Origin of the sequence: Limnohabitans radicicola, assembly GCF_014837235.1 — a bacterium.
Lineage (GTDB): Bacteria > Pseudomonadota > Gammaproteobacteria > Burkholderiales > Burkholderiaceae_C > Limnohabitans_A > Limnohabitans_A radicicola.
Map to the genome: position 1 here is coordinate 865,881 of NZ_JACYFT010000002.1, position 21,004 is coordinate 886,884.

Annotated in this window: 18 protein-coding genes; 5 read left to right on the forward strand and 13 right to left on the reverse strand. The window is 63.4% G+C overall.

Annotated features, from left to right (window positions below; translation table 11 throughout):
- Nucleotides 1-7 precede the first annotated feature (7 nt).
- From IC609_RS11875 to pncB, 5 genes are read right to left on the reverse strand one after another with little or no spacing between them, the layout of a single operon-like run.
- Nucleotides 8-1,183, reverse strand: a complete 1,176-nt coding sequence (locus IC609_RS11875) for an MFS transporter (protein ID WP_191819694.1) — start codon at nt 1,181-1,183, stop codon at nt 8-10.
- The gene (locus tag IC609_RS11880) at nt 1,180-2,565 is read right to left on the reverse strand and encodes a DNA recombination protein RmuC (RefSeq protein WP_191819695.1); all 1,386 of its coding nucleotides are present in this window, start codon (nt 2,563-2,565) and stop codon (nt 1,180-1,182) included. Before IC609_RS11880 ends, IC609_RS11875 begins: the two co-directional genes overlap by 4 nt.
- Nucleotides 2,562-3,548 (reverse strand): 2-hydroxyacid dehydrogenase, encoded by a 987-nt coding sequence (locus IC609_RS11885; protein WP_191819696.1) that lies wholly within the window; start codon nt 3,546-3,548, stop codon nt 2,562-2,564. Before IC609_RS11885 ends, IC609_RS11880 begins: the two co-directional genes overlap by 4 nt.
- Before the next feature lie 17 nt (nt 3,549-3,565).
- Nucleotides 3,566-4,849 (reverse strand): sodium:proton antiporter NhaD, encoded by a 1,284-nt coding sequence (gene nhaD, locus IC609_RS11890; protein WP_191819697.1) that lies wholly within the window; start codon nt 4,847-4,849, stop codon nt 3,566-3,568.
- A gap of 1 nt (nt 4,850) precedes the next feature.
- Nucleotides 4,851-6,059 carry a nicotinate phosphoribosyltransferase gene (gene pncB, locus IC609_RS11895; RefSeq protein WP_191819698.1) on the reverse strand — a complete coding sequence of 403 codons (1,209 nt, stop codon included), beginning with the start codon at nt 6,057-6,059 and terminating at the stop codon, nt 4,851-4,853.
- Nucleotides 6,060-6,230: 171 nt separating this feature from the next.
- On the opposite strand from pncB, the gene IC609_RS11900 reads away from it, so the two are divergent.
- Nucleotides 6,231-7,496 carry a putative Na+/H+ antiporter gene (locus tag IC609_RS11900; protein WP_191819699.1) on the forward strand — a complete coding sequence of 422 codons (1,266 nt, stop codon included), beginning with the start codon at nt 6,231-6,233 and terminating at the stop codon, nt 7,494-7,496.
- Here IC609_RS11900 and IC609_RS11905 read toward each other — a convergent pair.
- Nucleotides 7,493-8,128, reverse strand: a complete 636-nt coding sequence (locus tag IC609_RS11905) for an ABC transporter ATP-binding protein (RefSeq protein ID WP_191819700.1) — start codon at nt 8,126-8,128, stop codon at nt 7,493-7,495. The two genes, IC609_RS11900 and IC609_RS11905, sit on opposite strands and share 4 nt — an antisense overlap.
- Nucleotides 8,129-8,188: 60 nt before the next feature.
- Entirely contained in the window at nt 8,189-9,823 is a 1,635-nt protein-coding gene (locus IC609_RS11910) for an ABC transporter permease (RefSeq protein ID WP_191819701.1), read from the reverse strand.
- Nucleotides 9,824-9,884: 61 nt separating this feature from the next.
- On the opposite strand from IC609_RS11910, the gene IC609_RS11915 reads away from it, so the two are divergent.
- A complete protein-coding gene (locus IC609_RS11915) occupies nt 9,885-10,958 on the forward strand; it encodes an ABC transporter ATP-binding protein (protein WP_191819702.1) in 1,074 nt (357 codons plus the stop codon).
- 33 nt (nt 10,959-10,991) lie between these two features.
- On the opposite strand, the gene IC609_RS11920 is transcribed toward IC609_RS11915, so the two are convergent.
- Genes IC609_RS11920 through IC609_RS11940 form a run of 5 tightly spaced genes read right to left on the reverse strand, consistent with a single transcriptional unit; the run spans nt 10,992 to nt 15,766 of the window.
- A complete protein-coding gene (locus tag IC609_RS11920) occupies nt 10,992-11,762 on the reverse strand; it encodes an ABC transporter ATP-binding protein (RefSeq protein WP_191819703.1) in 771 nt (256 codons plus the stop codon).
- On the reverse strand, nt 11,759-13,618 hold the full coding sequence (locus tag IC609_RS11925; RefSeq protein ID WP_191819704.1) for an ABC transporter permease: 1,860 nt from the start codon (nt 13,616-13,618) through the stop codon (nt 11,759-11,761). The genes IC609_RS11920 and IC609_RS11925 overlap by 4 nt, the downstream gene beginning before the upstream one ends.
- A 26-nt stretch (nt 13,619-13,644) precedes the next feature.
- Complete coding sequence (locus tag IC609_RS11930; protein ID WP_191819705.1) at nt 13,645-14,382, reverse strand: nitroreductase; 738 nt, start codon at nt 14,380-14,382, stop codon at nt 13,645-13,647.
- Nucleotides 14,379-14,819: an acyl-CoA thioesterase gene (locus tag IC609_RS11935; protein ID WP_191819706.1), complete on the reverse strand. Its 441-nt coding sequence runs from the start codon at nt 14,817-14,819 to the stop codon at nt 14,379-14,381. The genes IC609_RS11930 and IC609_RS11935 overlap by 4 nt, the downstream gene beginning before the upstream one ends.
- Nucleotides 14,816-15,766, reverse strand: a complete 951-nt coding sequence (locus IC609_RS11940; RefSeq protein ID WP_191819707.1) for a histone deacetylase family protein — start codon at nt 15,764-15,766, stop codon at nt 14,816-14,818. The genes IC609_RS11935 and IC609_RS11940 overlap by 4 nt, the downstream gene beginning before the upstream one ends.
- Nucleotides 15,767-15,969: 203 nt before the next feature.
- Between IC609_RS11940 and phaP the strand changes: the two genes are divergently transcribed.
- Nucleotides 15,970-16,512, forward strand: a complete 543-nt coding sequence (gene phaP / locus IC609_RS11945) for a TIGR01841 family phasin (RefSeq protein WP_191819708.1) — start codon at nt 15,970-15,972, stop codon at nt 16,510-16,512.
- A gap of 133 nt (nt 16,513-16,645) precedes the next feature.
- Here the strand turns inward: phaP and IC609_RS11950 are convergent, their stop codons facing one another.
- Nucleotides 16,646-17,545 carry a patatin-like phospholipase family protein gene (locus tag IC609_RS11950; RefSeq protein WP_191819709.1) on the reverse strand — a complete coding sequence of 300 codons (900 nt, stop codon included), beginning with the start codon at nt 17,543-17,545 and terminating at the stop codon, nt 16,646-16,648.
- Between the two features lie 76 nt (nt 17,546-17,621).
- Between IC609_RS11950 and IC609_RS11955 the strand changes: the two genes are divergently transcribed.
- Together IC609_RS11955 and IC609_RS11960 are read left to right on the forward strand one after the other, a co-directional pair.
- Nucleotides 17,622-18,665, forward strand: a complete 1,044-nt coding sequence (locus IC609_RS11955; protein WP_191819710.1) for an extracellular solute-binding protein — start codon at nt 17,622-17,624, stop codon at nt 18,663-18,665.
- A gap of 154 nt (nt 18,666-18,819) precedes the next feature.
- Nucleotides 18,820-21,000 carry a TonB-dependent receptor gene (locus IC609_RS11960; RefSeq protein WP_225224131.1) on the forward strand — a complete coding sequence of 727 codons (2,181 nt, stop codon included), beginning with the start codon at nt 18,820-18,822 and terminating at the stop codon, nt 20,998-21,000.
- The last annotated feature ends 4 nt before the right edge of the window (nt 21,001-21,004 follow it).

Below are 21,004 nucleotides of genomic sequence, written 5' to 3' on the forward strand. Positions count from 1 at the left end.
AAAGCATTCAGTGAGTGTGCTTGGGCGGACGCAGCCGCCAGGCCAGCCGTGAGCCAAGACCCACCGAGGTGCCCACCACCCAGAACACAGGTGCCACGCCTGCAACGGCTCCGGCAGCCCCAAAGAGCGTGGGCATCAGCACGCTCGAAGCGTTGATGCTCATCAACCGCAGACCCAATGCCTCGCCCTGGCGGTGCGCAGGCGTGATCTGGTGCAAGGTGCTCATGATCATGGGCTGCACACTGCCCAGCACCAGGCCCAGCGTGACCGAGCAGGCGCCCATGGCCCAGGCGTTGGGCATCCAGGGGTACAGGCCGAACAACAGCCCTGTGGTGACCATGGCAAAGGTGATGATCTGGTGCTCTTGCACATGCCGCGCCAGCCAAGGCAAACACACGCGGATGAAAGCCGCCGCCATGGCGAACGAACCCAGGATGGTGCCCACCACCGAGGCGCTGAAACCGCGTTCGTGCCCAAGAATGGGCACCACAAAGGTGTGCACATCCCAGCAGGACGACAGCAGCCAGTTGACCATCAAGAGCCTGCGCATGAGCGGCTCACGCAGCAGGTCGAGGGCATTGCGCGGTGCAGCAGGGTCTGTAGGGGCGTGGCTCAGGCGCTCCTTGACGGGCCGCACCCAAAACCAGGTCACCAACGGCAACAAGGCCATGACCACAAAAGCCACCCGAAAGCCCGTGGTGTCGGCCGCTTGCGCGCCCGCGTGGTCGATCAGCAGCCCCGCCACCACCGGACCGAGAAAATTGGAAATCGCCGGGCCGATCGACAACCAGCTGAACGCGGTCTTGAGTGCCAGGCTGTCTTTGGCCGAGCGGCCCACATGGCGCTGCAAAGCGATCACCGTCATGCCCGTGGCGCCACCCGAGGCCAGCGCACTCAGGCACAGCATCGGAAACACGGGCCAGACGGCCGAGGCCAGCGCCCCCAGGCAAGACACCGCAATGCTGATGCGCAAAGGCTTCTTGAGGCCATGCGCATCGGTGTAGCGCCCGGCCGGAATGGCCAGAAACACCGACGTGAGGGCAAACAGTGACAGCAAGGCCCCCACCGCCATGGCGCTGTAGCCTTGCTTGAGGGCCAGCAAGGGGGTGGCCATGCGCATGCCCGCCATGCAGGCGTGCAAAAAGATCTGGCCTGCGATCAGGCGGGCCAGTTCTTGGCTCACTCGTCGCCCTCGGGCAGGCTACCTGGTAAAACGCCGGGCAACAGCGCCTGTGCATCGGCCTCAGGCAAGGCGTCCACTTGGCGCAAGGCACGGCTCATGACGTTGCTGCGGGTCTGGGCCTGGTCGAGGGTATTGAGCACCGTCTGCGTCTGGTTGCGCACCTTGGACAGCACGTCACCGAACTTGCCAAACTCGGTCTTGACCGCGCCCAGCACTTGCCAGACTTCGCTGGAGCGCTTTTCAAGCGCCAGCGTTCTGAAACCCATTTGCAAGGCGTTCAGCATGGCCATCAGGTTGGTCGGACCCGCGAGCGTCACGCGGTGGTCGCGCTGCAGTGCTTCCATGAGCCCTGGGCGGCGCAGCACTTCGGCATACAGGCCTTCGGTGGGCAGGAACATGACCGCAAAGTCGGTGGTGTGCGGGGGTTCGAGGTACTTGTCGGCAATCGACTTGGCTTCGAGCTTGATGCGGTTTTCCAGCGCCTTGGCGCACAGTTCGGCCTGCACCGGGTCGGCGCGGCCTTGGGCTTCGAGCAGGCGTTCGTAGTCTTCGTTAGGGAACTTCGCGTCGATGGGCAGCCACACGGGCTGGCCGCTGTCCGAGCGGCCCGGCAGGCGGATGGCGAAATCCACGCGGTTCTTGTCACCGGGTTTGGTGGCCACTTGCTCGGCGTATTGCTCGGATGTCAGCACCTGTTCAAGCAGTGCACCCAGCTGCGCTTCGCCAAACATGCCACGGGTTTTGACGTTGGTCAGCAGGTGCTTGAGGTCGCCCACGCCCTGCGCCAGGGTGTGCATCTCACCCAGGCCTTTGTGCACCTGCTCCAGGCGATCAGCCACCTGCTTGAAGCTCTCGCCCAGGCGGGCCTGCAGGGTGGCCTGCAGTTTTTCGTCCACGGTCTGGCGCATTTCATCGAGCTTGGCGGCGTTGCTTTGCTGCAGCTGGGCCAGCTGGGTTTCCATGGTGCCGCGCATCTCGGTCAGGCGCCGGGCATTGGCTTCAGACAGCGCATTGACCTGTTGCGCCAGGCTGTCGGTCAGGCTTTTTTGCAACAAGGCCAGCTGCTGGGCCAGCGCATCGATTTGCTGGTTTTGGGTGCGGGTGGCCTCTGCGCTTTGCTGCAGCAGCGACTGCTGGAACAGCGAGAGGGTCTGCATGGCTTCTTGCCGCCCTTGCACGCCCGACTGGCTGATCTCGGTGCGCAACTCGCGCGCCAGCCGCTCGGTCTGGCCCTGCAGGGCTTCAAAGTTTTGTTGCTGCCAGGTCTGTTGCTCTTGCTGCTGCGCGCTTGCATCGGCGGGTTTGCTGCGCAGCCACAGGGCGGCCAGCACCAGCAGGTTCAGCACCGCCAGCGCGATCAAGACCACACTGCTGTCGCTCATGCCGGGGTTCCTGCCAGCGTGTTGACAGGTGTGAGGGCCTTGCCCTGGGTCAGGTAGGCCACCAAATTGTCAGCCGCCAGCTGGGCCATGGCCATGCGGGTCTTGACCGTGGCGCTGGCGATGTGGGGCGTCAGCACCACATTGGGCACCTTCAGCAAGTCGGGATGCACCGCGGGCTCGCCTTCAAACACATCCAGGCCTGCGGCAGCGATCTGATGGGCCGCCAAAGCCTTGGCCAGCGCCGCGTCATCGACGATGCCGCCCCGTGCGATGTTGACCAGCGTGGCGGTGGGCTTCATCAGGGCCAGCTCGGGCGCACCGATGGTGTGGTGCGACTCGGCGCTGTAGGGCACGACCAGCACCACATGGTCTGCCGTCTGCAGCAGCTCCTGCTTGGAAACATAACGGGCCTTGCACTCGGCTTCCAGCTCAGGGCTCAGGCGCGAGCGGTTGTGGTAGACCACATTCATGCCAAAGCCATGTGAGCCCCGGCGGGCAATGCCCTGACCGATGCGGCCCATGCCGATGATGCCCAGGGTCGCGCCATGCACCTCGGCCCCGGCAAACATGTCGTAACGCCACTTGGTCCATTGGCCTGCTCTGAGGTAATGCTCGCTCTCGGTCACACGCCGAGCCGTGGCCATCAGCAGGGCAAAGCCGAAGTCGGCGGTGGTTTCGGTCAGCACATCGGGCGTGTTGGTGGCCTGCACGCCTGCGGCGGTCATGGCGGGCACGTCAAAGTTGTTGAAGCCCACAGCCATGTTGGCCACAACTTTGAGTTGCGGGTTGGCCTGCAGGAGCGCCGCATCAATGCGCTCGCTGCCCGTGGTCAGCGCCCCCACCTTGCCTTGCAGGCGGCGGCTGAGTTCGGCGGGGGTGAAGATGTCGTCGGCCTCGTTGTAGTCGACATCGAACACCTCGCGCAGCTGGGCGAGGACTTCGGGGAAGATGGCACGCGCCACCAGGATCGAGGGTTTGCTCATTTCAGTTCTTTCTGGTGTCAGTGGGTCATCTGGAACTCAAGAATGTACAAAGCCGCCCCGGCAAAGTAGCCCAGCATGGCCCAGCCACTGATTTTCTTGACGTACCAAACAAAATCGATTTTTTCCAAGCCCATGGCTGCCACACCTGCAGCCGAACCAATGATCAGGATCGACCCACCCGTGCCTGCGCAATAGGCCAGGAACTCCCACAAAAAGCTGTCAGCAGGGTACTGGTCCAGGCTGTACATGCCCATGGAGGCGGCCACCAATGGCACGTTGTCCACAACAGCACTGACCAGCCCAATGATCATGACGATCACGTCCTGGCGACCCACCGTGCGATCAAACCACTGTGCCAGGGAGGACAGGATGTGCGTGTGTTCCAACGTGGCCACCGACAACAGGATGCCCACAAAGAACAGGACCGCACTCATGTCGATCCGTGTCAACGCACTGACCAGGGTCAGGTGGGCTTTGGTGTCATCGTCCTTGTTTTTATGGACCACATCGCCCACCAGCCACAACAGCCCGAGGCCCAGCAAAATGCCCATGAAGGGGGGTAAATGCGTCACCGCCTTGAAGACAGGCACGGCCATGAGGATGCCCAGGCCCAGAAAGAACATCAGGTTGCGTTCAAAGGCTGGCGTGTTCGACACATCTGCGCCCTCCACACGGACTGGAGACTGCACAATCCGACCACGGACGACATACGCCATGGCCGCCAATGGCACCAGCAAACTGGCCAGGGAAGCGAGAAACACCCCTTTCATGATCTCCAGAGCCGTGATCTGGCCACCAATCCAAAGCATGGTGGTGGTGACATCCCCGATTGGTGACCAAGCGCCTCCCGCGTTGGACGCGATCACGATGACGCCTGCAAAATACAAACGGTCCTCGCGTTTCTCGAGCAATTTCTTCATCAGTGACACCATCACGATGGCCGTGGTCAGGTTGTCCAAGACCGCACTCAGAAAGAACGTCACCAAGCCCACCAGCCACATCAGGCCAGACAGTGTGGAGGTCTTGACACGGGAGGTCAGGATTTCAAACCCGTTATGGGCATCGACCACCTCCACAATGGCCATGGCACCCATCAGGAAAAACACAATCTGGGCCGTCGACATCAAGGACTCGCCCAATTCCTGACTCACGGCATTCGCGTCGGAAGCGCCCAAGGCATAGATCGTCCACAAACATCCCGCCGCCAACAAAGCTGTAGCGGTTTTATTGACCTTCAAAGGATGTTCCAGTGCGATGGCCACATAAGCCAGAACAAAAACAAGAATGAGTGCAGACAGCATGTCAGGCCTCTTTCTGGTGAGCTGGGCGCTCAGGTGCATCGATCTCGAACACCTGCTTGAGGTAAGCCAGGTATTTTTCATCGTCACACATGCCCTTGCCGGGTGTGTCCGACAACTTGGCGACGGGTTGGCCGTTGCAGCGGGTCATCTTGATGACGATCTGCAATGGCTCGTAGCCCAGATCGTTGGTCAGGTTGGTCCCCACGCCAAAGGCCAGCTGGCAGCGGCCCCGGAACTGCTGGTACAGCTCGATGGTGCGCGGCACCGTCAGGCTGTCGCTGAAGATCAGGGTCTTGGTCTTGGGGTCGACCCGGTTGCGGCTGTAGTGCTCGATCATGCGCTCGCCCCAGATGAAAGGGTCGCCGCTGTCATGGCGTGCGCCGTCAAACAGTTTGCAAAAGTACAGGTCAAAGTCGCGCAGGAAGGCGTTGAGCCCGTACACATCGCTCAGGGCAATCCCCAGGTCGCCCCGGTATTCACGTGCCCACGACTCAAAGGCAAACACCTGGCTGTCACGCAGACGTGGGCCCAGAGCCTGGCAGGCCTGCAAGTATTCGTGTGCCATGGTGCCCAGCGGCGTGAGACCCAGCAGATAAGCAAAGTACACATTGCTGGTGCCCGCAAACTGACCCGAGGGGCCAGTGCCCAGACGGGCCGAGAGCACGCGCAGCACCTCCTCATGCCAGGCCCGCGAGAAGCGGCGGCGCGTGCCATAGTCAGCGATCTTGAGGGCCGACAAGCCGTCAGCATGCAACTGCTCGATCTTGGTGTCCACCCGGCGGCGACCCTCCATCAGGTCGGGCACCTTCTGGGTGTTGCGGAAGTAGACCTCGTTGACGATGGCCAGCACCGGGATCTCGAAAGGGATGGTGTGCAGCCAGGGGCCCTGGATCGTGATGTCGATCTCGCCCGAAGGCAGCGCGGTGACCTGGATGTACTTTTCGTTGAGCTTGAACAGGCCCAGAAAGTCCACAAAGTCACTCTTGATGAAGCGCAGCGAGCGCAGGTACTGCAGCTCGGACTCCTTGAAGGTCAAACTGCACAGCGAGCGGATTTCCTGCCGGATCTCATTGACGAATGGAGACAGCGGCACACCCGGGTTGCGGCATTTGAACTTGTATTCCACCTGCGCACCTGGAAACTGGTGCAGCACCACCTGCATCATGGTGAATTTGTAGAGGTCGGTGTCCAGCAGACTGGTGATGATCATGGTTGGCTGGGCGTCCGGACAAACCGGGATGCCCCGTAAATCTATAGGGTCGATGTTAACCAGATCCGAAAGCCTGTTGAGATCGGGCTAAGATGTGTCTTTGGGTGCAGAGCCATGGTTGGCGCTGCAGGTTTTGCGATGGTCGGGCCGCCTCGCACACCGGAGATCACCATGTCTGCCCTGATCGAACTCGCCCTGCCCTGGCTGGCGGCACTGTTTTTTGCCCTGGCCCTCCTCCATTCTTTCTCGACCGCCTGGTTTGAACGGCTCGCCCACAGCCGACCACGTCACGCGGGCATGTGGCATCTGCTGGGTGAAATCGAGGTGGTTTTTGGGCTGTGGGCCACCGCGCTGATGCTGATCTCCTTTGTCCTCATCGGACAAGCCCGAACCCTCAACTACCTGGAATCACGCAACTTCACCGAACCCCTTTTCGTGTTTGCCATCATGGTGGTATCGGGTACCCGCCCTGTCCTTGGATGGGCACAAGCCAGCGTCCTGTGGCTGGCACGATGGCTGCCTGCACCCCGAACCACTGCCATGGTGTTTGTGGTGCTGGTGGTCGTGCCTCTGCTGGGGTCCTTCATCACGGAACCCGCTGCCATGACCCTGGCTGCACTGCTGCTGCGCGATGCCCTGTTCAGTCAGTCCGTGAGCAGCAAAGTGAAGTACGCCACCCTGGGGGTGTTGTTGGTCAACATCTCCATCGGCGGGACCCTGACCCCCTTTGCCGCCCCGCCTGTGCTGATGGTCTCCAGTGTCTGGAACTGGGACTTCGCTTACATGCTGAGCACTTTCGGCTGGAAGGCGGCTTTGGCCGTGCTGGTCAACGCGCTGACCCTGACCGTCTGGCTGCGCCATGATTTGCAACGACTCGAAGGCATGGCCACACCCGTTTCGCTCACTGTGCACAAAGGAATCGCCATGGTGCACCTGCTGTTTTTGGCGGGCATCGTGTACTTTGCACACCACCCTGTGGTTTTCTTGGGGCTGGTGCTGCTGTTTCTGGGTTTTGCAACGGCCTACCCGCAACACCAAAGCCGGCTGCTGATCAAGGAAGCCCTGCTGGTCTCCTTCTTTCTGGCAGGGTTGGTGGTGCTGGGCGGCCTGCAGCAATGGTGGCTGGAGCCCTTGCTGCTTGGTTTGTCGCCGGAAAAAGTGTTCTACGGGGCTTTGGCGCTGACTGCGGTGACCGACAACGCCGCACTGACTTATCTGGGATCGCTGGTCCCCGGCCTGAGCGAGGAGTTCAAGGTCGCGCTCGTTGCCGGTGCAGTCACTGGCGGTGGCTTGACGCTGATCGCCAACGCGCCCAACCCTGCAGGGGCTGCCTTGCTGAAAACCCACTTTCCGCAGCACATCATCGCCCCAGGGCGACTGTTGTTGGCCGCTTTGCCCCCCACGGCGGTGGCCATGGCGGCTTTTCGCTGGCTCTAGGCCAAATGCCCGCTGGTGAGCTGCAGCACACGGTGCGCATGCGCGGCCAGGATTTGATTTTGCTCGGCCACCAGCATGGTCACGCCCTCGCCCGCCAGCGCCAGCAGGGCATCACGCATGGCCTGCACCAACACAGGGGCAATGCCCTCGCAGGGCTCGTCCAGCAGCAAGAGGCGCGGGCTGGTCATCAGGGTGCGGGCCAGCGCCAGCATTTGCTGCTCCCCGCCACTCATCTGGCTGGCCGGGCGGTCCAGCAGGGTCTGCAGATTCGGAAACAAGCCCAGCACCTTGTCAAATTGCTCGGCGGCAGTGCCCTGTTCGCCTGAGCGTGCGGCGATCCAGAGGTTCTCGCGGACACTCAAGGCAGAGAACAGACGGCGGTCTTCGGCCACAAAACCCAGGCCCGCACGGGCACGTCGGTGTGCGGGCCAGTCCTGCAAGGGCTGTCCGTCCCAGACAATCTGCCCCGCCACACGGGGGCCAATGCCGATCAGCGCCTGCAACAGCGTCGATTTGCCCGCCCCATTGAGTCCCTGCAGCACCACCAACTCGCCCGAGTGCACTTGGAAGCTCACATCAAACAGCGCCTGTGCGGGGCCGTACCAAGCGTTCAAGCAAGAAACGTCAAGCACGGCCACACCTCCAGAGAAAACCAATGGCCAACACGCACAAGGCCATAGAGCGGGTCAGATTCATGACCGGGATGACCGCAAGGTACGGCTGAGCAAGATGACGGGAATCAAACCCACCAACACCAGCGCCAGCGAGGGCAAAGCCGCCTCGCCCAGGCGCTCGTCTCGCGCCAGCTGGTAAGCCACCACCGCCAGGGTATCGCTGTTGAAGGGGCGAAGCACCATGGTCGCAGGCAGCTCCTTCATCACATCCACAAACACCAGTAACAGGGCCGCGATCAGGGTGCGTCGCAGCATCGGTGCATGCACCCGGTGCAGCAGGCCCCAACCGGTCACCCCCAGCATGCGGGCCGAATCGTCCAGGCTGCCGGGGATGCGGGCATAACCACTTTGCACCGACTGCAAGGCCACCGCGCAAAAACGCACCAGATAAGCCCAGACCAAACCGAGCGCCGTGGCCGTGACCCAGGCCCCGGCTTGCGAAGCCGGCCAGGTCTGCTGAATCCATCCAACGGGCAGCAACAGACCCACCACCACCACCGCCCCGGGTATGGCGTAACCCAACCCCACCAGCTGCATGGCCGTGCGGCTCAAGGCATTGGCACGGGTGCGCACACTGAAAGCCAGCGCCAGCGCCACCCACACGGCCAGCACCGCGGTGACAGCGCCCAGACGCAAACTGGTGAGGGCCCACTGTACAAAACGGGTCCAGGGGAGCTCGGAGGCTTCTGCCCACATGGCATGACAAAGGATGAGCACAGGCAACACAAAGCCCAGGATCACCGGCAATGCGCACAGACTCCACGCCAGCACCCGGGGGCCGCCCCTCAGTCGCACAGGCTGAGCCTCGGCCGAACTCTGGCGCGAACCGCGAGCCTGGTTGAAACGCATGCGCTTTTGCGCCCGCTGCTCTAACTGCAGCAAAAGCACCACCACGGCCAGAAGCACGGTGGCCAGCTGGGCTGCGGCAATGCGGTTGTCCATGGCCAGCCAGGCTTTGTAGATGCCGGCAGTGAAGGTCTGGATGCCAAAGTAGCTGGACACCCCGTAGTCCGCCAGCGTCTCCATGAGGGCCAACGCCACCCCAGCGGCCACGGCCGGGCGTGCCAGTGGCAAAGCAATCTCGCGTATGCGGCGTGTCAGCGGGGCACCCAGCAATCGGGCCGCTTCCATCAAGCCGCCCGCACGCTCGACCAAGGCGGTGCGGGCCAGCAAATAGACATAAGGGTAAAGCGACAGGGTGAACACCAACGCCGCGCCCCAGACACTGCGAACATCAGGCCACAGGCGACCTTGAACGCCCAGCAGATCACGCAGCGCGACCTGCAATGGGCCACCCCACTGCAAAAAGTCGGTGTAGGCATAAGCCACCACATAGGCAGGCATGGCCAGTGGTAAGAGCAGCAGCCACTCAAAAGCGCCCCGCCCCGGGAAATCAAACAGGGTCACCAATACGGCGGTGCACAAACCCAGCACCGTCACACCCAAGGCCACCATGAGGCACAGCCCCAGCGTGGTGAATGCATAGTCGGGCAGCACAGTACGAGCCATCTCTTGGAGGATCTGGGCGCTGTCACCACCCCACTGCAACCAGGAGCCGAGCACCGCCAGCACGGGCAGCGCCAAGATCAAGGCCAGCAAGGCAAAGAGCAAAGAGGGGAAGCCCGCAAAGCCACGGGTCAGAGTACGGGACATAGAGCGGGCTATTGTAGAAGCCACCCCGTGTGCGAGCAGCAACCTGCCTACAATCGGGGCCATGTTCCTCGCGCTGAGCCACCTCGACATCCAGTACCCGGGTCGCACATCGCCCGCTGTGCAGGGCGTGAACCTGGGCCTGCGTAAAGGCGACATCGGTGTCCTGATCGGCCCTTCGGGCTGCGGCAAGACCACCTTGCTGCGCGCCGTGGCGGGGCTGGAGCCGGTTTCGGGCGGCAAGATCCTGTTGTCGGGCCGGGTGGTCAGTGCCCCTGACCAGACCGAGCCTGCCGAGCGCCGCCGCATCGGCATGGTGTTCCAGGATTACGCGCTTTTCCCACACATGGATGTGTCCAGCAATGTGGGCTTTGGCCTGAACCACCTGCCCTTTGTCGAGCGCCAGCAGCGGGTGACCGAGGTGCTGCATCTGGTGGGCCTGGCTGGCGCCGAAAAACATTTTCCGCATGAGCTCTCGGGTGGTCAGCAACAGCGTGTGGCATTGGCGCGCGCATTGGCGCCACGCCCTGACCTGCTGCTGCTGGACGAGCCCTTCTCCAACCTGGACGTGGACCTGCGCGAGCGACTGGCACACGAGGTGCGCAGCATCCTGAAAGCGGCCAACGCCACCGCGCTGCTGGTCACACACGATCAGCTCGAAGCCTTTGCCATCGGCGATGTCATTGGTGTCATGCACCAAGGGCAGCTTCAGCAGTGGGACGACGCTTACAGCCTCTACCACCGCCCGGCCACGCGTTTTGTGGCCAACTTCATCGGGCACGGGGTGTTTGCCCCGGCCACACTGCGCGAGGTTGGCGGGCAGGTCGTGGTGCAGACCCCCGTGGGCGAGTTGAGTGATGTGGATGAATGCCCCCTGCCCGGCGCCTATGAAGGCGGGCAATGCGACGTGCTGCTGCGGGCCGACGACATCGTGCATGACGACGCTGCCCCGGTCAAAGCCGAGATCATCCGCAAGTCGTTTCGGGGTTCGGAGTTTCTCTACACGCTGCGCCTGGCCTCAGGCGAGTTGCTGATGGCCCATGTGCCCAGCCACCACGACCACAAACTGGGCGAGTGGATCGGTATCCGCGCCGAGGTGGACCATGTGGTGACGTTCAAACGGGACACCGCGCACTGAAGTCCATGGTCGCCATGCGGGCCAAGCCCTTTTTCAAAGGCTGAATCCCTGCCCCAGATAATCTTGCCGGACCCGTGGGTCTTGCGCCACTTGCTCAGGGCGGCCGTCGGCCACCAGACGCCCCTGCATGAGCACCAGCACCCTGTCTGCGACACCAAACACGGCATCCATGTTGTGTTCGGTGTAAAGCACCGTCACGCCCGAATCGGCCACACGGCGCACCAAGGCCATCATGGTCTGGCGTTCCGCAGGTGCCAGACCTGCGGCGGGCTCGTCAAGCAACAGCAAACGGGGCACTTCCGCAGAGGTGCCGATGCGGGCATCCGGCCAACCTGCCAGCGCCATGGCCAGCTCCAGCCGTTTTTTCGCACCATAGGACAAATCGGCCACCACCGCATGGCGCATCGGCTGCAAATCCATCGCTTCCAGAAAGGCTTCGGCCGCTTGAGCACTGCGCTGATCCAAACGGTCCCACCAGGACAGTTTCCCCGCACTGAGCACCAACTGCAGGTTTTGTAGCACAGTGAGCGCCTCAAAAGTCTGGGCCACCTGGAAGGTTCGGGCCACGCCGCGCTGCAAGCGCTGCGCAGGCGATAAACCCAAAAGCGGCTGCCCTGCCCACAGCACCTGCCCGCTTTGGGCTTGCAGTTGCCCGGCCAGGCAGGCAAAACAGGTCGATTTACCGGCGCCATTGGGTCCGATCAAGGCCACACAGTGGCCTGCAGCCAGCTCAAAGCTCACGCCATCCAGCGCTCGGACACCGCCGAAATGGCGCTTGAGATCACGCACTTGCAAGGCCATCATGCGCGCCTCCGCCGCCAACGCTGGGCCGCTTGTTGCAAGCCCCCAGCCAGTCCACTGGGCGCCAGCACCATGACCCCCATGATGACCACGCCCAACACGCCGCGCCAGTACTCCAGACCTTGGCCGAGTTCGGCCCCACCCCAGACCAAGAGCGCACTGCCCAGCACCGCGCCCCAGAGCTGGTGCACGCCGCCCAGCAAGATGACCAGCAGGGCATCCACCGAGGTCGCCACCGAAGCCACCGAAGGAAACACCGCCCCCTTCACGGCCGCCCAAAGCCCACCCGCCAGACCCGCCAGCGCCGCGCTCCAGACAAAGACCTGGTAACGCAAACGCGCCACAGGCAAGCCGCTGGCTGCCGCCCGCCAGGGCGCGTCGCGCAGGGCCTGCAAAGCCCCACCCCGGCTGGAGCGGCTGGCCCGCGCCAGCAAACCCACGGCCACCAGCACCAGCACACCCAGCGCCACGCCAAAAGCAAACCGGGAGGCATCAGGCACCAGTCGCACACCAATCAAGCCATTGTCCCCCCCGGTGAGCGCCACCCATTGGGTCACACCCGCCCAAACCATTTGCGCCAGGGCCAGCGAGAGCATGGCCAGATACACCCCAGAGAGGCGCACCACCACCACGCCAAACACCAGCGCGGCGGCCATGGCCACCGCCACGCCGCTGGCCAGCGCCAACAGCAGGCCAAAGCCCCAGTTCAGGTGGGTCAGCGCCGCGGCATAAGCCCCCAGCGCAAAAAACGCCGCATGGCCAAAGCTGACCAGACCGCCCAACGCCATCATCCATTGCAGGCTGAGGCCAAACAGCGCCATCACCATCACATCTTCGGCCAGGCTGCGGGCGTAGTCGCCCTGCCCCAAAGCCCAGACCGCCCCGACCAGCAACACCGCCCACCAAGCCAGCCCCAGACGGCCGCCGGGTGCGTGCGAGAAAACAGTCACCGCCTCGCGCTGCGCGGCCTGCACCTGCGCGCCTGCCAGGCCCTGCGGGCGCAACACCAGCACCACCGCCATGGTCAGAAACACCAGCACCAGCGTGGCCTGCGGTACAAAGCTCACGCCCAGCGCGTGGATCACGCCGATCAGCAGCGCCGCCGCAAACGCGCCGCCCACACTGCCCAGCCCGCCTGTGACCACCACCACAAAGGTTTCGACCACCACGCTCAAGTCCATTTGCAGGTTGGCGGGCTCCCGAGGCAGCTGCAAGGCCCCGGCCAGACCGGCCAGACCGCAGCCGAGCATGACCACGCCCAGCATCAGAGGCGCGGGGCTGACGCCCAGGGCATCGAGCATGTCGCGGTCTTGCGTGGCCGCCTTGACGCGCTGCCCCCACAGGGTGCGCGTGAGCAGCAGGTGCAAACCCAGCCAGACCAGTGGGCCCAACAGCAAAGTGAACAATTGCCAGGTCGGAAAGAAAGCCTCACCCACCTCGACCGCCCCTTTGAGCCTGGGGAAACGCGGGGCGAACACCTCGTCCGGTCCGAAAAACCAGCGCATGGCGTCGTGCAGAGCCAGGCTCAAACCAAAGGTGGCAACCAGCTGGTACAGCTCAGGCACACGCCGCATGCGGCGCAGCAGCAAGACCTCGGCCACGGCCCCCACCACAGCGGCCACAGCCGCGCCCAGCAACATGGCCAAGGCATAGCCCCAGGCGCTGTCCGCCCACGCAGGCCACCAGCGCGTGAGGGCGTGCGCCGACCACAGCGCGCCCAACATGAAAAAACTGCCGTGCGCAAAGTTGACAATCCGGGTCACGCCAAAAATCAGCGTGAGCCCGGAAGCCATGAGGAACAAGGTGGTGGCGTGGCTCAGCCCGTTGAGCAGTTGCAGCGCCAGGTCTTCAAACCCCAAAACGGCTCCTGATCACACGAGCCCGATCACTCCACCCAGTGGGTGAAGTCGGCCGCGTTCACGCGGGTGGTCTGGAAGGTGTTGACCAAGGCCGACTCATCGGCATAGCCCAGCGCCATGCCGCAGACCATCATCTCATTGTCGCCCGCGCCCACCAGGGGCAGCGCGATCTTGGAGAAGTTGTTCCAAGCCGCTTGCGGGCAGGTGTGCAGGCCACGCGAGCGGGCCGCCACCATCAGGGTCTGCAGGAACATGCCGTAGTCCAGCAAGCTGCCGCGGCCCATGACCTTGTCGAGGGTGAAGATCAGGCCCACCGGGGCGTCAAAGAAGCGGAAGTTCTGCTGGTGCTGCTGGTGCATGCGCTCCTTGTCGCCCTTGCCAATGCCCAGCACGCTGTACAGGCCAAAGCCGCACTCGCGGCGGCGATCGATGAAAGGGCTGACCCATTTGGCCGGGTAGTAGTCGTATTCCTCGGCGTATTCGGCCGCCAGCGCCGGATTGGCCGCCATGGCGTCGTGCGCGGCGCAGGCTTTGGCCACCAGTTCGTCGCGCTTGGCGCCTTGCAGCACATAGACTTTCCAGGGCTGAGTGTTGGTGCCGCTGGGCGCGCGGGCAGCGATCTCCAGCACTTCTTGCAGCACGGCGCGGTCCACGGGTTTGTTCAGGTAAGCGCGGGCCGAGAAGCGGCTGCTGATGGCGGCGTCGACGCTGGCCGGGTCTTGGACAGTGGCGCTGACCTGCGGTGTGGCAACGGTGAAATTCATGAAAGGGTCTCCAGGTAGGTTTTGAGTGGGGCTGGCAGTGGCACGGGGCGGCGGGTGGCCTGGTCCACGTACACGTGCACAAAGTGGCCACGGGCAGCGGTCAGGGGCTCGCCCTGCGCGAACAGTCCGACTTCGTAGCGCACGCTGGAATTGCCCAGCTTGGCCACGCGGATGCCCGCCTCGATGGTTTGGGGAAAGGCCAGCGGCGCAAAGTAATGGCATTGCGTCTCCACCACCAGGCCGATGGTCTGCCCGTGGTGGATGTCGAGCACGCCCTGCTCGATCAATGTCGCGTTGACCGCCGTGTCAAACCAGCTGTAGTAGACGACGTTGTTGACGTGGCCATAGACGTCGTTGTCCATCCATCGGGTGGTGATGCTGCGAAAGGCTTTGTAACTGTCGCGGTGGTCCGGCAAGGTTTTCGCGGGTGTGCTCATCTCGGGTGCTCGGTGCTCAGAGACTTCCGATTCTGCCAGCGTTGCCAGTAGCTCTGGGCCAGCCGCCAGGTCTGGACCTGCACCTGCACCGTGGTTTCGATGTCGTGGCCATAGCCGCCGCCCATGCACAGCACCACGGGCAGGCCGCGCTGCCAGGCCCAGTCCATGACCACCCGATCGCGCGCCTGCATGCCGTCGTGGGTCAGTTTCAGACGCCCCAGCCGGTCACCCTCATGCGGATCGGCCCCGGCCAGGTAAATCACCATGTCCGGCGAAAACCGCCCTTCCAGCTCGGCCAACGCCTGGTGCAGGGCCTGCATGTAGGGTTCGTCGGTGCAGCCGTCGGGCAGACCCACATCCAGATCGCTGGGCTCCTTGCGGAAGGGGAAGTTCTTTTCGCCATGCAGCGAGAGCGTGAACACGCTGGGGTCGTCCGCAAAAATATGGGCGGTGCCATTGCCTTGGTGCACATCGAGGTCGATGACCGCAACCCGGAGCTTGTGGCGGCGCTCGCGCCAGGCCTCGACCTGCATCAGGCGGGCGGTGACGGCGATGTCGTTGAACACGCAAAAGCCCCCACCCTTGTGGGCATAAGCGTGGTGCGTGCCGCCCGCCAGGTTGCCCGCGATCCCCTGGCTGAGGGCCGAGCGGGCGGCGGCCACCGAGGCCCCGACCGAGCGCCGCGCCCGTTCGGCCATGGCCGGGCTCCAGGGGAAACCAATTTCCCGGTAGAACGAAGCGTCCAAAGTACCCTGGGCAATGCCCTCGATGTAGGCCGGGGTGTGCACCAGCGCCAGCTCGCCGTCGCTGGCGACCGGCGCTTCCTGAAAAGTGATGCCGGGCACCTCGCCCACGAGGCGATCCCGCAGACGGCTGTACTTGCGCATCGGAAAGCGGTGGCCTTCGGGCAAGGGCAAAACGAAGTGGTCGGCGTAAAAAGCGTGCATGAACAAGGGCTGGTGACAGCCCGAAGGCAGTGGCACGATTCTAGAAAACGCTCTCTAAACTGCGCTCGCAAGGGGTTTCAAGCCTTGTCAAACCGGGTGGAAACCCTATACTTCAAACCATGCTGCACTGCAACATGCTGTATCGGCCCTTCGGGACCAGTTTCGGCGCAGTCCCTTTGAACTTTGAACCTTTGGAGATTTTCATGATGACCGCTGAACAAATCGTTGCTTCCCACAAAGCCAATGTTGAAACCCTGTTTGGTCTGACCGCCAAGGCATTCGCTGGCGTGGAAAAACTGGTTGAACTGAACCTGACCGCCGCCAAGGCCGCTCTGGACGAGTCCGCACAAAACACCCAATCGGCCCTGAGCGTGAAAGACGCCCAGGAGCTGCTGGCCCTGCAAGCCTCGCTGTTCCAGCCCCTGGCCGAGAAAACAGCCGCTTACAGCCGCCATCTGTACGACATCGCCACCGGCACCGGCGGCGAATTCACCAAGGCTTTCGAAGCCCAGACCGCCGCTGCACAAAAGCAGTTCGCCGCACTGGTGGACAGCGCCGCCTCCAACGCCCCCGCAGGTTCGGAGCAAGCCGTGGCCATGATGAAGGGTGCCGTGACGGCCGCCAACAACGCATTCGAATCCGTCCAGAAAGCGGTCAAGCAGGCGTCTGACCTGGCCGAATCCAACTTCAACGCCCTGGCCCAAAACGCCACAGCCACAGCCAAGACGTCCAGCAAAAAGCGCTGAACACGGTGATGCCGGGGCTTGTAATCAGCCCGGCTATCCCTGATTGCAAGTTGTCTCCTCGGATCCTTTTGAATTTCTTCGGGAAACAGGGATCCCTTCAAGGGCTGATCGCCAGATCAGCCCTTTTTTTATGTCACTGCCCAGCTTCAAAGGCCGCGATGCGCGCCCGCAGCTGAGGCAACTGGCCCAGCATGGCCGAGCGCCCGGCCTCGATCGAGCGGCGCCGCACGGTGAAATCCGCACTCTTGAAGCCCGTCAAGGGTGGGCGCACCACGAACTCGGCGTCTTTCAGCGCCAGGCTGTTGATGCTCTTGCCCATGATGGTGAACGTCTGCAGCAGGATCTGGAAGGTGTCGCCCGAAGGGTTGCCCTCCGGATCGCTGGAAATGTCCACCGCAATCACAAAATTGGCCCCCATCTCGCGGGCCTGGTGCACGGGCACGGGCGCGACCAAGCCGCCATCCACGTATTCGCGCTCACCGATGCGCACCGGCTGGAACACCGCTGGCACAGCACTGGACGCCCGCACCGCCGAGCCGGTGTTGCCCAGCCGAAACGTCACGGCATTGCCGCTCTTGAGGTCGGTGGCCACGATGCCCAAGGGGATCTTCATCTGCTCGATGTGCCTGCCACCCACCTGGGTGTTGACGTAACGCGCCAGCGCCTCGCCCCGCAGGGCGCCGCGGTTGAGGATGGGCAGCATCCAGTCAGTGATCTCGGCCTCTTCCATGGTTTCGGCCACATGGCGCAGTTCCTGGCTGCTCTTGCCGCTGGCGTACAGCGCCGCCACCAGGCTGCCCGCTGACGTGCCCACGACCAGGTTGGGACGCAAACCGGCCTCCTCCAGCACCTGGATCACGCCCACATGCGCAAAACCCCGCGCCGCCCCGCCGCCCAGGGCCAGGCCAATGCGGGCCTGTCGCCGTTCTGGCTGCACAGCAGGCCGCTCGGGCGTCACGACGGCCGTTGTTGGCGGCATCACCGGGGTCGAACCACAGGCCACCAGCAAAACGCCCACAGCCACCAAAGCCATGGGCCTCACAATGTTATTGATAATGATTCGCATTTAATTTATACTTCCGCCATCGCAGCCCAATTCCACACACACCATGCGCCGCAACACACTCCTCACACTGGCCGCCGCACTGGCGCTGACAGCCCCTGCTTTTGCTCAGGACAAAGTCCTGAACATCTATTCGGCACGCCACTACCCGACCGACGAAGCGCTGTATGACGACTTCACCAAGGCCACGGGCATCAAAATCAACCGCGTGGACGCCGACGATGCCGGTATTCTCGCTCGACTCAAGGCCGAGGGCAGCGCCTCACCCGCCGATGTGATCCTGCTGGTCGACGCCTCGCGCCTGTGGCGCGCCGAAGTCGATGGCCTGTTCCTGCCCGTCAAATCCAAAGTGCTGGAAGACGCCATTCCCGCCAACCTGCGTGCCAAACCCACCGACAATGGCGGCACCCTCTGGTTTGGCCTGTCCACCCGCGCACGTGTGGTCGTGTTCGACAAGCTCAAGTACAGCAAGGCCGATTTCGACAGCTACGAGAAACTGGCCGACCCCAAATACAAGGGCCAGCTGTGCATCCGCTCGGGCTCGCACCCCTACAACCTGAGCCTGTTCGGTGCCATGACCGAACACCTGGGCCCGCAAAAAACCGAGGCCTGGCTCAAGGGCCTGGTGGACAACATGGCCCGCAGCCCCAAGGGCGGCGACACCGACCAGATCAAGGCGGTGGCCGCTGGCGAGTGCGGCATGGCGCTGACCAACACCTACTATCTGGCGCGCATGATGCGTTCGCCCAACCCGGCCGACAAGGCCGTGACCGAGAAGATCGGCGTGGTCTTTCCCAACCAGTCCAGCTGGGGCACGCATGTGAACATCGCCGGGGGGGCAATCGCCAAAAACGCCAAAAACGTGGACAACGCCGTCAAGTTCCTTGAATACCTGGCCAGCCCCTCAGCGCAGAACCACTTTGCCAACGGCAACAACGAGTGGCCCGTGGCCAAAGGCGTGAGCTTTGACAACCCGGCCCTCAAGGCCATGACCGGCGGCAGCTTCAAGAGCGAGTTGATCCCGATCAGCGCCGTGGGCATGAACCAGATCAAGGTCCAGCAAATGCTTGACCGCGTCGGCTTCAAGTAAAGCCCGCGCCCCTCACAGCACACGCCTCATCGCCGCAGCCTATCTGCGGCCCATTGTTCAGCCAGCCACTCACCCCTCTTGCAGCGGGTGACAGCCAGCCATTGCCCATTTCGGCCGACAACACCCCATCGGCCCCTTCATGACTGGCTTCACCATGCACAAACCGTCCCCCGTTCACGACAAAACACCCCTTCTGCCCCTGGCCGCACTGATGCTGGCCGGAGCGGTCGCACAGCCCGTTCTGGCACAAAGCAGCACCGACAAGGACATGGGCACCGTACTCATAAAGGACAAGCGCGTCGAAGACGCCAAAAGTGTGCTGCGTGTGCGTGAGACCGAGATCGGCAAAGGGCGGCAGGCCCTGCGCGACATCCCGCAAACCGTGACGGTGATGACCGAGCGCCTGATGAGCGACCGCAACCTCGACGATTTCCGGGAAGTCCTCAAGACCACGGCAGGCGTGAGCTTTCAGGCGGGCGAAACCGGCGAGGAAGACGTGCGCCTGCGCGGCTTCTCGCTCGGCCAGGCCGGAGACATCTACGTGGACGGCCTGCGCGACGCCCCGCTGATCGAGCGCGACACCTTCAACCAGGACCGGGTCGAGGTGCTCAAGGGCTCGGCATCGATGTTGTTTGGCAAGGGCTCCACCGGTGGCGTGGTCAACCAGGTCAACAAAGCCCCTCACCTGCTGGATGAACATGAAATCAACCTCACACTGGGCAGTGGCCAGCAGCGCCGCCTGACGGGCGACTTCAACTGGGTCACCGGTGAAGACGCCGCCTTGCGCCTGAACGCCATGACCCACCAGGCCGACAACTGGGGGGCCAAGGTCGACAAGAAAGGCATCGCACCGACCTTCCGTTGGGGCATCGGTGAGCGCGACGAGTACAGCGTGGGCCTGTACCACCTCGACACCGATGGTCGACCACTCTACAACCACCCCTGGTTTATCCAAAACGGCGTCATCGTGCCCACCCTGCCCGCCAAAAACTATTACGGCCTGGCCAGCGACCACCTGCGCACCGAGAGCACCTATGGCACCTTCAGCCATGTGCACCGCCTGGATGCCGACAGCCAGATCAAGACCCAGCTGCGCCAGGGCCATTACGAGCGCGATCTCTGGGCCAGCGCCATCGCGTTCGTGACCCCGGTCAGCAGCCTGGCCGACATCACGGCCAGCACCGCCCTCAAGCGCACGCCCAAGGGCCGCGTGGGCGAAAGCGATCTGACCCAGGCGCAAAGCGACTATTCGGGCAAGGTGCAGGCATGGGGCCACCGTCACCGGCTGATCGCGGGCGTGGACGCTTACCGGGAAAACGCCTTGCGCAACCAAAGCTTTGCAGGCACGGCCTCGGGCCTGAACACCACCGTGGGCACCCCCAGCGACGGGGCATGGCGAGCCGACACGCGTGGCGCCCCAGACATGAACCGTTTCAAGGCGCAAGGCCTGGGGGTGTACGCCCAGGACACGGTCGAGCTGGCTGCACACCTGCAGTGGGTGTTGGGGCTGCGCTTTGACCACTTCACGGGCGACTACCGCGACCCCGGCGGCAACCAGTTCCGCATGAGCGAAAACCTCTGGAGCCCACGCACCGGCCTGCTCTACCAACCCGACGACACCAGCAGCTACTACGTCAGCACCGGCACGTCCTACAACACCTCGGGCGACACCTACCAGTACGCCCTGGGCAGTTTTGCCGCGGGCAGCGCCAACGCCAAACTGGCCAACACCCCACCGGAACAAAGCCGCAACACCGAGCTGGGCGGCAAATGGGAGATCCTGGACAAAAAAGCCTCGCTGGGCATGGCCCTGTTCCGCACCGAAAAATACAACGAACGCAACACCGACCCCGACGTCGCCGCCACCCAGATGCTGCTGTCGGGCAAGCGCCACGCCAGCGGCATGGAGTTCAACCTGGCCGGACGGCTGAGCCCCAAGTGGGAGATGTTCTACAACCACACCTGGATCCCCAGCGCCCGCATCGACAACAGCAACATCACCACCGGCAACGCCCAGCGCCTGGGTGACCGTCCGGCCCTCACCCCCAAACACAGCGCCAGCCTCTGGACCAGCTATTTGCTGAACAGCCGGTGGCGGGTCGGTGGCGGCCTGAACCACCGCAGCGAGCAATCGCCCGAGGGCAACCGCAACGTGGTGGCGCCCGCCTTCACCACCCTGGACGCCATGGCCGAGTACAGCTTCAGCGACGCCACCACGCTCAAGTTCAACGCCAACAACCTGACCAACCAGCTCTACGCCGACACGCTCTACCGAGGCTTCTATGGCCCGGGGGCACCGCGCACCGTGCAGGTCTCGCTCAAGACACGCTTCTGACGCA